11 protein-coding genes are annotated in these 13,981 nt (G+C 51.7%); 6 read left to right on the forward strand and 5 right to left on the reverse strand.

Annotated elements, in window-relative coordinates:
- Nucleotides 1-5: 5 nt before the first annotated feature.
- The 5 genes from I9W95_RS09805 to rpiA all read right to left on the reverse strand — a co-directional run bounded on the left by I9W95_RS09805 (nt 6) and on the right by rpiA (nt 7,281).
- Complete coding sequence (locus I9W95_RS09805; protein WP_225674346.1) at nt 6-1,097, reverse strand: hypothetical protein; 1,092 nt, start codon at nt 1,095-1,097, stop codon at nt 6-8.
- Entirely contained in the window at nt 1,094-2,713 is a 1,620-nt protein-coding gene (locus I9W95_RS09810; RefSeq protein ID WP_225674348.1) for a GH3 family domain-containing protein, read from the reverse strand. Before I9W95_RS09810 ends, I9W95_RS09805 begins: the two co-directional genes overlap by 4 nt.
- Nucleotides 2,714-2,723: 10 nt before the next feature.
- Nucleotides 2,724-3,398, reverse strand: a complete 675-nt coding sequence (locus I9W95_RS09815) for a hypothetical protein (RefSeq protein ID WP_225674350.1) — start codon at nt 3,396-3,398, stop codon at nt 2,724-2,726.
- A gap of 490 nt (nt 3,399-3,888) precedes the next feature.
- Nucleotides 3,889-6,600 (reverse strand): YdbH domain-containing protein, encoded by a 2,712-nt coding sequence (locus I9W95_RS09820; protein WP_225674352.1) that lies wholly within the window; start codon nt 6,598-6,600, stop codon nt 3,889-3,891.
- Between the two features lie 6 nt (nt 6,601-6,606).
- Entirely contained in the window at nt 6,607-7,281 is a 675-nt protein-coding gene (gene rpiA / locus I9W95_RS09825; RefSeq protein ID WP_225674354.1) for a ribose-5-phosphate isomerase RpiA, read from the reverse strand.
- 56 nt (nt 7,282-7,337) lie between these two features.
- On the opposite strand from rpiA, the gene ilvA reads away from it, so the two are divergent.
- From ilvA to I9W95_RS09855, 6 genes are all read left to right on the forward strand, one after another.
- The gene (ilvA, locus tag I9W95_RS09830) at nt 7,338-8,909 is read left to right on the forward strand and encodes a threonine ammonia-lyase, biosynthetic (protein WP_225674356.1); all 1,572 of its coding nucleotides are present in this window, start codon (nt 7,338-7,340) and stop codon (nt 8,907-8,909) included.
- A gap of 205 nt (nt 8,910-9,114) precedes the next feature.
- Nucleotides 9,115-9,759 (forward strand): lysophospholipid acyltransferase family protein, encoded by a 645-nt coding sequence (locus I9W95_RS09835; RefSeq protein WP_225674357.1) that lies wholly within the window; start codon nt 9,115-9,117, stop codon nt 9,757-9,759.
- A gap of 96 nt (nt 9,760-9,855) precedes the next feature.
- Complete coding sequence (locus I9W95_RS09840; RefSeq protein ID WP_225674359.1) at nt 9,856-10,626, forward strand: substrate-binding periplasmic protein; 771 nt, start codon at nt 9,856-9,858, stop codon at nt 10,624-10,626.
- A 351-nt stretch (nt 10,627-10,977) separates the two neighbouring features.
- Entirely contained in the window at nt 10,978-12,147 is a 1,170-nt protein-coding gene (locus tag I9W95_RS09845; RefSeq protein WP_225674361.1) for a hypothetical protein, read from the forward strand.
- Between the two features lie 6 nt (nt 12,148-12,153).
- Nucleotides 12,154-13,083, forward strand: a complete 930-nt coding sequence (locus I9W95_RS09850) for a hypothetical protein (RefSeq protein WP_225674364.1) — start codon at nt 12,154-12,156, stop codon at nt 13,081-13,083.
- A 91-nt stretch (nt 13,084-13,174) separates the two neighbouring features.
- Nucleotides 13,175-13,981 (forward strand): hypothetical protein (locus I9W95_RS09855; RefSeq protein WP_225674366.1); only part of this gene is annotated, 807 nt, incomplete at its 3' end.

Consider the following 13,981-nt stretch of genomic DNA (forward strand, 5'->3'; position numbering starts at 1 on the left):
AATAATTACAACCGGCTGATTTCGGGATATACCAGCGTCGACAGATTAATATCGGCAATGGCTTCGGGTTGATAGGTCGCAAGAAAATGCTGGCTGGTCAGTGTGTGTCCCGGACAGCGCTGCAGTACTTTCAGCAATGGATCGCGGCTGTCGAAACCACAGGCAATGCCATCCACATCGTAGCGGCGAGCGATGCGGCGGATGGTGTTCAGCAGCTTGCTGAAACGCGCCGGACGATTATTTTTTACCACCACCGAATGCAGGGTCAGGTAACGGTTAACGGCGTTGACGGCTGGTAATGGCAGCATGCCGGTAAAACGGGTGCTGGCGTTGTAGACCGGGCGCAGATATTTCAGTGAACCGGAATAACCGGAAACCCGCGTTTGTTTAAATGACTTCTGATTCCACAGTGCAGCGATGCCTGTGATTTCACCTTTTTCTTCCAGGATAAAGAAATCCTGCAAGGACTGGCCGCGATAGTAGGGGTCATCACTGCCGATAAGGGAAAAGTCATAGCACGGATAAAACTGTTTGTTGGCTGCTTCACGATCGAAGAAAGCCTGCATCGCTGAAATATCATTAACGTCAGCGCGGCGCACGGCGCGGGATGTACGTAATGCGGTGCGCTTGCGATTGCTGATCAGGCGGGTAGTGAAATGACCGGCGGGTACATACTGTGGCAGGATGTTGCGGCCACTGCCGACTGTATTCATTGATGCTTTGTTGTCATCGAGAATCACGGTTTGCATCCAGTCGTTTTGCATACTTTCCCGATACTGGCCAAACATGCGAAACAGCGCTCGTCCACGCTGAAATGCCGGATGTATGCGCAGGTCGCTGCCATAACGCACTTCGGTTTTTTCACCGTTAACAAATACCGCACGTTTACCGATACTGAAGGTGCCAACAATACCGGCATGCTGATGATCCATGACCCAGATTTCCGGAGAGCTGGTGCTGACACTGGCAGCATGAAAATAATCCGGTTCTCGCTCAAACGTCAGGCGAACAGCACCTTCCTGCGCGGTGGATGACAGCAGATTCAGTAAGCCGCGAGAGTCCCCGGCGCGGGCCGGACGAATAGTGTATTCACTCATGCGCTGATGGCCTCCCGCTGCTCGCTGTGGTGAAGTAAATCAGCAGCTTCAGGACACAGCGTCAGCGGTTCGACTTTGATGTTGCCGGCAACGGCACCACTGGCAATGCGCAGACGCATATATGTATCCATGGCGTTGCTGCTGATCTGTGTCTGGGCACTCTGCAACTGCCCGAGTTCACGTGCCAGACGGTAATGAAAATGCTCATTCAGCAGCACTTCCAGTTGTTCATTGACGGCGGCAACGGCATCCGCATTGCCTTCCGCCAACAACAGGTAACCGGGTTTGCTGTCGGTCTGTTTGCCCGGAACCGCCAGCAAGCTGACAGGTTTGATGGCGAACTGGTTGCTCAGCAGATCAAACAGATTCAGCACGGCTTCCGGCGACATTTTTTCGCCCACCATATCGGTGCCGGACAGGCGCGAAATAAAACGCAGACTCGGACACTGGTTAAGGAAACCATCGACCAGCAACTGGTCTTTGGTCACGTAACGCAGCAGGCCATTACCGGTGGTAATAATCGGCCGCACACGCATACCGCGTTGCAGCTGCCAGGCGAAAAGAACTTCACCGTTCTCGAGATTTTCGAATTCGTAGAAATGGCTTTCCAGCGCCAGTGGATACTGGCCGTTGAGGGGAAAGGTGACTACGCCTTCTGTAGCCCACAGGCCTTTGCCCTGGAACTTACAGTGAGCAAATAGTTGCTGTAGCTGTTGTGCCCAGCTGGCTGAAGATGAGGTATCCCAGGCGCTGATCAATGCCAGTTGCGGCCACAGCGCAGCGGTTGTTGCTGCGTTAATAGCGCCATCCCATTGCTGCAGAATCCGGCCGTTATGGCGCTGCTTCGGTGCTTTCAGATAACGCAGTTCAGGTTTGTCGGCTGGCCAGCGACCCGACAGCAATACCCGGGATACTGCCTCACGTTGTTGTGCCAGCGTGTCCAGCAGTCCGATGGCAAAGGTCGGGCTCCAGACCGATATCATGGTCAGATCCCGGCTGGACGCCAGGTAGCAAAGCGAGGCAAACATCGATAATTCTGACGTTGGCGCCAGTGAAACATTTTCCGGTACTGCCATGGTGCCGGCCATAAACAGCCGCTTCCACCAGGGCAGTAATTTCAGGTCGTCATTAACGCTGGCAGCCTCACTGCGCAATGCTTGCGGCACCCAGGATAAGGACCAGTAGTGGCGACCATGACGGATTGCAGGGTAGCGCTGATAGAGATCGCTTATCCAGGGCGCAATGGCCTGATCCAGTTCGTGCAGGAAGGCTGGCGTGTAGGGGATCCACTTCACCTGTGAAGTGGAGCCACTGGTGGGCTGGTAACGCTCGCATGTTTCACTGGTAAGCTGGCCATCGCCGTCACGCTGGCGCTGGATGGCGGCCTGCCAGTCTTCGTAATTGCTGAGTGGTACCTGGCGGGCAAAACGTACAGGACAGGTGGCTGTACTGAGGCTGTAGCGGGCAGCTGTTTCTGTGCCCTCAACCAGTGCCATGATACTCCGCAGCCGACGCACCTGGGTGTCCTGCAAATTAAAGGTCGCCTCTTTAAAGTGACGACTGCCGCGTCGGCTCAGAGCGAACGAGGCACGATGAAGTAATGAAGATAAAGCCATAACCTGTGCCTCATGCCGCCGGTAACTGACGACTGCGTCCGCTGATCTGTTTGTGGAAAAACGACAGCAGCGTGCCCATGCAAACTTCACCGACGCAAGGTAACTCGGTACCACGGCGCCAGGTTGGATTGACGTCATCAAAGAAACGGATTCTGGCATTGGCGCCGCGCATCTCTTCGGTAATTTCGGCAACATCGCCTTTCAGGAACTGGTAGCTGTCGCCGAAGTCCAGCAGCCGCTTTTCCTTATCGTAATATTGCGGAAACAGCTGTTCGCAATACAGATCAATTACCTGTTCAAGGCGGGTGTTGCGGCTTTGGTGATTAGGAAAATGACGGATGAAGTTATTCGCCAGCAGAAGGTAGGTTTTATAACCCTTGGAAATCAGCAGCCAGAAAATACGTGTACCCGGATGTTTAAGCTTCATTTTTACCAGGCGCAAGGCAAATGCCTGCTGCAGTTTTTTATTGCCCCAGTAGCGTTTTTCTAAAATGGTGTCGCCACTGAAAATCCCCATTGTTGGTTTCTTGCCAAAGCTTAAAGGCATTACTGTCCAGGTGCTGAAACCAACAATATGGCCGGTGTCTTTTTCGCGCAGGACAAAGACGCCGCTTTTCTTATTCATATCGTTGAGGAAGGTTTCCAGATCGGTATTCTCATAATACTGGGAAAAAAGCGTATACATATTTTTAAACTGCTTAATGGATACGCGTTTTATTGGTAAAAACGTGCAGAATAATTTGCTTTTTTTCTGAGTCATGATGAACCCCTTTTCAGGCAATAGCAGACCGTAAGGCCGGACAAAGATTTGTGGCATTAACGATGCGGATTAACAGATGATTAGCGTTGTTTGCGGCTCAGGCCACGCGGATCATGGTTATTCAATCAGGACGACTTTATTGGATGTGCTCATAATATTTACCGTGAGAATGTTGTTTTATTTTTATAGGCGGCGGATTGAAGCACAGTTGATATTTATGAGGTAAATGAAAATACCCGGGGAATGGAACACTGGCATGAAATGCCCTTAGTAAACGGTGTTAACTTTCTAAATTATGGTTCTATGGTTCCATTAATTGCAGATAAATTAGAAGATAAACGTCATTAATAAAATTGGCGTATATGGTGGGAATTAATATGAGTGGTTTGTATCAGGCCATATCGTATGGCGCTAATTACTGATATTTCTGTTCCAGACGACTGATGACATCCTGAGTCACGCGCAGGCTTTCGAGCAGGTCGAGCAGGTTGTATTCGAGGTTAACATTAAGGTGAGTTTTCTGGCCGCCAAAGAAGTCGGGGTTCTTCCCCTGAAACTGCAGGCCAAGATTCAGTTCGCCATCGGGTTGATACTGAATGTCATTTTTCAGCTGCTCGTACTGGAAGTTCTGCAGTAACTGCATTGCCAGTCCGACGGTCTGGTCGCTTTGTCCCAGTGCTTCAGAGGTTGCATTGTTGTATTGAATGACGCCGCCGGGTGCGCGAGCGAACAGTGTTCCGCCAGGGATGCTGACTCCCTCCGGGCTGATCACAATTGGCAACAGTCCATCCAGTGTGCCGCTGGCATTCACCTGGGCGTTGGCCTCCAGTGCTGCGATCTGTGCCAGCTGGATATGCTCCAGTTCAATACCAAAGGCGTTGATGTCTTTACGACTGTCAAAGCGGATCAGTGGTGTGTGAATTCTTCCACCCAGTACATCGGTATGCATTTCATGGATTTCGGCGACAGCGTAGGAGAAATCTGCCGGTATACGGGTCTGACTGCGTGCCAGAATATCTTTCAGTTCGATGCCGGGGTTGAGGCTGGCACCGCTGAGCTGCGCATCCAGCAGGTAGTCACCACTGAACGGCCGACGGAGTGAAATCAGCGCATTCCAGTTTTCCAGCGCGATACTGCTGTCGTAAACCGCACTCAGGTTGTCAGCGCGCAGCGTAAGGTCCGGCTTAAAGGAAAAGCCGTCGGCCTGCTGACTCCAGTCGACCCATCCCTGACCTGATACAGAGCCTCCCAGCCACTCGATTTTACTCAGCGCCGCCATGGTCGGCAGTTGCAGACTGTGCCAGTCGAGATAGGTGTCATTGAGGTACCACTGAGCATTACCTTCAGCGCTGATCAGGTTGTGCTCCAGGCGCAGGCGCATGGTCAGTTTATCGAGCGCGGCGCGAATGCTGACGTCGGCACTGATCTGCTGTTCACCACTCTGATCATTTATGGCCAGCGTGAACGGCCCGCTGATCTTCGTTGCAGGCAGTGGCCAGCCATTGACGTCGGAGGCATCCACTCCGGCATCAAACTGACAGCGGACATTGATACCCTGACTATGAGCTTCGGGCAGGCATTGCAGTTCGCTGGCCGCCAGCTGCAGGGTTGAGCCCGGATTGTCAGCGTTGGCCGACTGGCTGAGTGTCGCCGGGCTCATTTGCACAATGACAGGTTCCATAGACAGCTTGCCGGCGGCATCTCTGGCATTGAAATTACCGTGCACATAAAGCTGTGGCAGCAGCGTCAGAGTCAGTGCTGAAACCTGCCAGTCACTGACCGCGAAGGGCTGCAGTCGTGCACTGAATCCGGGAATGGTACTTACCTGCCAGTCGCCGTCGGGGCTTAGCAGGGCGATGAGTTCGCCGCTTAGCTGACTGTCGGCCAGTGGCAATTGCAGTGCGCTGGCCAGATCGGATGATGTATCCAGTTGCAGCGGCAGTACCACACTCAGTGCGCTGTCCTGCTGCCAGTTGATGGCAGGCTGCAGTTTCAGGCTGGCCTGCTGCTGGGCGGCCACCGTCAGGTTGTTATTCAGGTCGCCCTCGAGCTCACACAGACTGAATTGCGGTGTGCAGAAACCGGTCAGGGTCTGCTGCGAACGAACCTGTACATCCGCATCGTCCAGCAGCCCACTCACGCTGACCTGTTGTTGCTGACTATCCAGGCGCAGCTGCCAGTCGGCTTCAGCATTGGGTTTGGTGACTGATATCAACCAGCTGCCTTGCTGCCAGTCGACGCCACCCGGCAGCGGTGCGGCATGAGTGGTCAGTGTCGCGGCAGCACCGAGTACGGCGTCGGCCGGCAAAATGCCTTCGTTCGGCAGTGTGACTTCCGCTTTCAGGGTAAGCTTGTGCAGTGGCAATGGCAGATCGGCCAGTTGCGGCAGACGCTGACTCAGGGCTTGCAGATCGAGACGCTGGTCAACACTGATCATAGTGTGCTGCTCAGTCTGGGCTATGTGTCCGGAGGTCTGGGTCAGCAGGACTTCGTTTTCTGCCAGCAGTAATAACCAGTCGCCGCTTTGCTGTAACTGAAATTCGGTATTCCACGGCAGTGGCTGGTTATCCACCTGTAACTGGCCGTGCACACGCCACAATTCCGGTGTCAGGCTGACGCTCAGATCGGCGCTCAGAGCCGGGTGCTGCAGGCTGAACCGGTGGATGTCGACACGCTCCGCCGGCAGGCTCAGCCATTGGGCAAAGGCCGGGATGGAAACCGGCTGGTTAAACTGGCTGCGGGCTTTTTCGCCCGCGTTGGCGGCGGCCGCAGCGGCGACTTTCACTGCACTGGGGGCAGGCAGGGTAACGCTCAGACTATCGGCGCTGAGGGTGCGTAAGCGGCCCTGAAACAATTCGCTCGGATGAAAACGGATTTGCAGGTCGTTGAGATGAATCACTGTGCCGTCAGGCAGTGGCAGCAGCAACTCGTCGATGCCAATGCGGGTCCAGCTGAGTTGGCTGATGACAGCGATGGTCTGCTCGTTGTCAGACAGAGCTCCCGGCAACCAGCGATTGAGTGCTGGTTTCAACAGAGAAGGCAGGGCGGCCAGAACGGCTGCACTGAGTAGCAGTGCCAGGCCTGCAATCAGCAGAACCCGGCGCAGCAATCCTTTGCTGAAAACCATAGTGACTTACTTCGCCTTAATGGTTCTGACCCCGTCCTGGGTGCCAAGCAGCAACACGTTGGCAGGGCGCAGGGCAAACAGACCGTTGGTGATGACACCAGTGATCTGGTTGATCTTGCTTTCCAGCTCCATGGCGGAAGCGATGCTGAGGTTGTGCACGTCGAGAATGTGGCCGCCATTGTCGGTAACAACACCTTCACGATAAACCGGATCACCTCCGAGCTTAACCAGCTCGCGGGCAACGAAGGAGCGCGCCATTGGAATCACTTCCACTGGCAGCGGGAAGGTACCCATGCGTTCAACCAGTTTGGATTCATCAGCAACGCAGACAAATTCACGGGCCACCGCAGCAACGATTTTTTCACGGGTCAGTGCGGCGCCACCGCCTTTGATCATCTCCAGGTGCTCGTTGATTTCATCTGCACCATCGATGTAGAAATCCATGCCATCTACTGCGTTCAGATCGTAAACCGGGATGCCGTGGTCGCGCAGGCGCTGGGCCGAGGTTTCCGAGCTGGCAACGGCACCATCAAACAGGTGTTTGTACTGGGCCAGTGCATCAATAAAACAGTTGGCGGTCGAGCCGGTTCCAACACCGACGATGCTGTCATCTTCCAGGTGTGGGCGGATATAGTCGACGGCGGCCTGGCCGACGGCTTTTTTCAGTTCATCTTGAGTCATTGGGCAGAGTCTGTTGGCTAAAGGACTGAAAGAATTATAAGCGCTGATGCGTTACAATGCGTCCCCTGAGTGCGATTCGCGCCGCTTTTTTGTCTGATCCGGAAAATCCCATGCTTAACGATTACCTGAAAAAGATTCTGTCTGCCCGTGTGTACGATGTTGCGATTGAATCGCCACTGCACATTGCTTCGTTTCTCAGTGAGCGACTGGGTAACCAGATCTGGGTTAAACGTGAAGATCAGCAGCCGGTGTATTCCTTCAAAATCCGTGGCGCTTACAACAAGGTTGTACAGCTGACGGATGAGGAAAAAGCCAAAGGCGTTGTTGCTGCATCGGCAGGTAATCATGCGCAAGGTCTGGCGCTGGCGGCTCAGCGTCTGGGCATTAAAGCCACCATCGTGATGCCGCGTACCACGCCGGATATCAAGGTGCGCTCGGTAAAGGCTCGCGGCGCCCGTGTGGTGCTGCAGGGCGACGCTTTTGACGATGCCTTCGCCTACTCGCAGAAACTGGTGGAAGAAAAAGGTATGACCTATATCCACCCGTATGACGACCCGGAAGTCATTGCTGGTCAGGGTACTATTGGTATGGAAATCCTGCGTCAGCTCAGCGGCCCGGTTGATGCCGTATTTGTGCCTGTAGGTGGCGGTGGTCTGGCAGCTGGCGTTGCGGCCTATATCAAAGCCCTGCGCCCGGAAATTAAAGTGATTGGTGTCGAAAGCACCGAATCTGCCTGTCTGGCCGCAGCGCTGGCAGAAGAGCAGCGGGTTGTGCTGCCGCAGGTGGGTATCTTTGCCGACGGTGTGGCGGTGGCGCAGATCGGCAAGAACACCTGGGAAATCTGTAAGGATCACATCGATGAAGTGATCACCTGCACGCCGGATGAAATCTGTGCAGCGATTAAGGACATCTTCGACGATACCCGCGCAGTGTGTGAGCCTGCCGGTGCGCTGAGTGTTGCCGGGGTGAAAAAGTACATTGAGCGAGAAGGCTGTGAGAACCAGAATCTGGTGACCATTCTCAGCGGCGCCAACGTTAACTTCGATCGCCTGCGCTACATTTCGGAAGTGGCTGAAATCGGTGAAGGCCGCGAAATCATTCTGGCGGTTACCATTGCGGAAAAAGCCGGAAGTTTCCAGAAATTCTGCAGTCTGATTGGTAAGCGCCCGATCACCGAGTTCAACTATCGTTATGGCGATGATGAGCGCGCGCAGATCTATGTCGGCGTAAAAGTTGGTGCTGAACCGGGGGCGCGTCAGAACCTGCTGGATGAACTGCGGGCGGAGAACTACCCGGTACTGGATATCACCGATGATGAAATGGCCAAGTACCATATCCGTCACATGGTGGGTGGCCATGCGCCGGCGTCAGTTAACGATGAGCGCGTATACCGCTTTGAGTTTCCTGAACGTCCCGGGGCATTACTGAATTTCCTGCGCAAACTGGGGAAACACTTTAATATCTCCCTGTTCCATTACCGCAACCACGGCGCTGCTTATGGGCGCGTACTGGTCGGGTTGCAGGTCTCTGACGATAAAGTGGCGCAATTGCACGCATTTCTGGAAGAGCTTGGCTACGGCTATTGGGACGAAAGTGACAACATGGCCTACCAGTTGTTTTTACGCTGAGTGACCGACAGATGGCCCGTTTGCGCCTTGTGCGCAGACGGGTAATAACGACAATGACGGCCTCCGTTTTATCCGGCAGTGTCTGCGCCGGACCGTTAGCGTTATCTGCATAATAAGAACGAGAATATCAATGTTATTTAGTATCCGGGCATGCATCACGGCTTCACATTTCCTTCTGGTGTGTTGTGCCACTCTGCTGGTTTGTTTGGTTCGACCTTTTCATCGTAATAACACCCACCTGTGTGCCAGCTGGATGTCGTTAATTCTGCGTCCGGTGCTGGGCGTACGATTCAAAGCACTGAACGACTCGCCGGTCGGCGAGCAGCCAGCGGTGTACATTATCAACCATCAGGACGTCCTCGACGTCTTTATCTGCACAGCGATGCTGCCGAAGAATATCGCGATTCTGGGTAAGACAGAATTGCGTTATATCCCTGTGTTCGGTCTGGCCTTCTGGTTGGCCGGCAATCTGTATATCAACCGTCAGAATAAGCAGAAAGCCTGGGACACGATGAAGTCGGTGGCCGAGGTTGTGCGCCGCCGCCAACGTGCCATTTATATGTTCCCGGAAGGTACCCGTAGTAATGGTAAGGGCCTGCAACCTTTCAAGAGCGGCGCCTTTGCGCTGGCGATTGAAGCAGGGTTGCCAATTGTGCCTATCGTATTCAGTAGCACTCATAAGCATATCGATCTGAACCGTTTGCACTCGGGCCCGTGTCTTGGCCGCTACCTGGAGCCGGTCAGCACCGACGGACTGGGTGAGGCCGATGTGCGAGAGCTATCCGAACGCTGTCACACTCTGATGAAAGCGGCCATTGATGAACTTGACGCAGAGCTCTCTGCTGCCTGATTTTCCCTGACGGGCCATAGTAATACTGTCGTCAGATGACAGGGCAGCTATACTCAATCTCAGTCGATATTCCTAACGCCAATGGTGAGGTCTGAGATGCGTGAGCTGTTCAGCGCGTTCCTGCTGCTCTGTATACCACTGTTCGCCCGAGCTGATTGCACGGCTCTGACCGCCAGCGGTAACGCTGAATATCCTCCCTATCTGTGGCATGCTGCCGACAATACAGACGCTCTTGATGGCGCCATCACACAGCTGATGACTACGCTTGGCGAACGCATAGGCATCCCTGTGCAGGTGCAGTTTGTCGGGCCGTGGGGGCGTACGCAGGAAGAGGTTGCTAACGGCAATATTGATCTGATCGCGGGAGCGTTCTACACCAAAGCCCGAAGTGAACGCATGGATTATCTTCGTCCGGCCTTTCAGGAAACGCGCTCTGTACTGTGGGTGCGCAACAACAACGTCTTCGACTTCCGTGATTTCAGCGATCTGGTTGGCAAGCGCGGCGTCACCGTGATCAACAATTCCTTCGGTCAGGCCTTCGATGAATATGCCCGAGAACATCTGAGTATTCTGCAGGTCGGTGGTTTTGAGCAGGCACTGCGTATGATCAGCAACGGCCGTGTGGATTACCTGCTGTACGAGGAACAGCCGGGGCTGGCCTACATTGAACGGGCGCAGATTACCAATCTGCAGATGCTTGAGGTGCCCGTCAGTCGTGAGCCCTTGTATCTGACCATGTCTCTTAAATCGGCCTGTAACACGCCAGAGCTGAAGCAACGCATCAGTGCCGAGCTGCAGAAAATGAATCAGGAAGGTCTGATGGCGCACTATCTTGCGCAGGCTCGTATGAGATGGCAGCAGCGTTGAACATTAAGGAATGATGATAGCCGCTGTTTTTTGCCTGATCACAACCTTCAAATCCTGAGTAGGGTTTTTGCTTCTGACCAGTCGGTAAAAATTATGAGCTATGCCTCACCAATAATTAATGGCATTAATAATACGCCGAAAGCATTGGTTGATTGCTGCTTTTCTGAGTAAAACCCGGGTAGCTCTGGGTTCCTTAATCTATGTCCTGATCTGATTCACACTTCCTTATTAGTGATATGGTGCGATACCTATTTGGTCGGTGAATCACCGGATTCTTATGGTATATTGCCTTGCCGGTTGGCCAGCCGGCTAAAGGAATGTATATAAATATTTGTCAAAGGGATTGACTGGATGAATCTGGTAAAAACATCAGAGGGCTTGCAGCTTAGCAGCCCGGATATCGGCAAAAGAGTCGTTTTCACTCCTGTAACCCATAAGGCGGCTCAGATACTCGCACAAGCCGCCAGAGAGGGTTACTACTACCCGCTGATGGCATTAAAGCAACTGGAAGCTTTATCCACCGGTCTGGGTGGCAAGACCAATGTCTTTATTCCCAATATCAATGACTTCAAAACCAACAGCTTTCAGCAAGTAGTGGTTTTTGTGCCGGGTATCGCCGCCACTGTAGAACGGCGTCCGAATGATACGCTGGCGATTACCAGACTGGACTTGAGTGATGAGTATAAAACTATTGAGCGAGGAAGTAAGGCAAAACCGGGTGTTTATAGTGTGTCTAAGGACACAGGTGAGGTGGAAGTAAAATTTAGAAAGGATGGTCCAATTTTGTCTGAAAACAATCGCCAGGTAGTGATTGCCGATCCCCGTTTTACAAGTCCCTTAGAAGCAGCACAAGAAGCAGAAAAAAGATTAGAAACACTGTTCAGTAGTAACGCTGCTATAAAGTGTGATTTTGATCTGTTCTATTCTCCATTAGGGGAGAAGCTTAAAGGAATGCGAAATTATAATGCTGCTGTAGTCAATAAAACCTACGCTTTTGCTGCGGTTTTGGCAAACGAAATGGAGCAGTCACGAAGCAGTAAAGGCGTTGAGTGGTCCTCTGAGCGGGGGGGCTCAGTAGTATTCACTCAGGCGCTGACAACTCTGGAAAAAAAAGGCGTCTCCTTTAATGATCAGAAGCATATTGTGAAAATGTGTTGGTCAAGCTCCGATCCAAAACCAGCTTTTAAGGCGGCAACAAAAATGGGAATGCTGGCTGATAAAGACATTCTTCGTAGTGGTAGCCACGTCAAGGCGGCTCTTAGTGCTACGGTTGGTAATTTTCAGCGAGCAGCGGATAAAAAAGATCCCTATGGCTGGAATGATTTTGGTGGCGAGGTATATACCGGGGCTATGGTAGGCAATACGCTTGCTGGCATCGGTGCATTGGGTGCTACTTCCACGATGGCGGCTCTGGGCAGTAGTGCTGCACCATGGCTTGCTACGGCAGGAACCGTTACGGGGACTGTCGGCGCACTTCAGTTTATCTTTCAAAAACTGAAAGAACGCCACGACAGAGGATAAAGAACTATGTGGGACTGGCTGAAATTCTTTCCTTTTGAAGATCGTCGAAATAAACACCCAAAGCCAGATGAGATTCGTGGGCCTTATCTGAGTACACCTATCAAAAATAAATGGATTTTTGGTGACTGTGCTTTTTATTTTAAAGCCCCCCGGGCCAATCCTATATTTGGCCTTTTTGGGGATGGTAATTCCGTCGACGCGGTTAAACCCGGCTTGAAAAATATATTAAAGGGTAGCTGGCAGAGGGTATACAGTGGCAATAGTGATGCCCCCCCGGACTTCTGGGACAGAGATTTGTTCTATGCGAACACCTGGTATTTCGTTGGTCCGTGGTTTGTCGGCAGGCAGGCAGCCTTATCAGCTTACGGGACTCTTATTTCAGCAGATAAGGACTCAAAATTTTTAAAGACCAGTCTGTTTCATCCAAGAGTCTTTGAGATGGCTGTCGCGGATTACCTTGATAGCACTTATGGGTATCATCGCTCAGGCAAGAAGTCTATTTACCGGGGGCCGTTAAACTGGCGTGTTATGCCGTTATCTTCAACGATCCAGGCGGTGGTCTGCGATATCCATCATATACACAATGGTGGAAAGGATAACCCTATGCTTAGGCGGCTTGTTTTTTTTCCGGTTACTGATCATCAATTTGTTCAGGTTATGTTTGATTTTGGTGGTGTTGCAATCTACCGCGATGAGATGAGAACTAAACCTTTAATGGAACTGTGTGATTCGATTATTAATTCGATGCATATGACGGTTGGTGAGTCTACGTTGGCGAAGTGGAACAAATTGAAAGAAGAATGCCCGGATATGTCGATCACTGAAGAGTTTGGTGAATTGCCATGGCCGCTGTTTAAAGACAAGCCGGGAAAGAAAGTTAAGGAGCGGGAGGTTAAATCCGCTGATGAATCGATGTTCATTCCTCACAGATCGTAAATATCTGTGAGCCAGAGAGCGCGAACGTAGATGCAGGTTGAAGTTGTTGAAGAATACACCGCGTGACCATGAGATAACAGGTAGAGTTTCTATGTGGGATTGGCTGAAGTTCTTTCCTTTTGAACACCCTAGAAATGTGCACCCAAAAGCAAACGAAATTCGTGGACCGTATCTGACGACTCCTGTCAATAATAAGTGGATATTTGATGACTCTGCTTTTTATTTTAAAGCGCCAAGGTCGAATCCAGTTTTTGGTCTTTTTGGGGATGGTGATTCTGTTGATGGTGTTAAACCCGGATTGATGAACATATTAAAGGGGCAGTGGGAGCGGGTATATGGTGGCTCGGAATCACCTCCTGATTGCTGGGGTACGGATTTATTTTACAGAAATGAATGGTACTTTGTCGGTCCTTGGTTTTCTGGCAAACAAGCAACCTTTTCTTCGTTAGCATTACTGGTTTCTGCCAATAATGAATCCAAATTCTTAAATTCCAGTTTACTTCATCCAAGAGTATTTGAGATGGCTGTTGCAGATTACCTTGATAGCAGCTATGGGTATAAAAGATCAGGTGAAAGTCCAATTTATCGGGGCCCATTAAACTGGCGTATACAATCTCTATCATCCACGATTAAAGCAGTGGTCTGTGATATTCACCATATACATAATGGTGGAAAAGATAATCCAATGCTTAGGCGGCTTGTTTTTTTTCCGGTTACTGATCATCAATTTGTTCAGGTTGTGTTCAATTTTGGTGGGGTGGCTATCTATCGCGATGATATGAGAACCAAACCGCTGATGGCACTCTGTGATTCAATTATCAACTCCATGCATATGACGGTCGGTGAGTCGACATTAGCAAAATGGAATAAGGTGAAAGAAGAATGCCCGGATATGTCG

It is taken from the genome of Thalassolituus marinus (assembly GCF_020320395.1).
Classification (GTDB): domain Bacteria; phylum Pseudomonadota; class Gammaproteobacteria; order Pseudomonadales; family Oceanobacteraceae; genus Venatoribacter; species Venatoribacter marinus.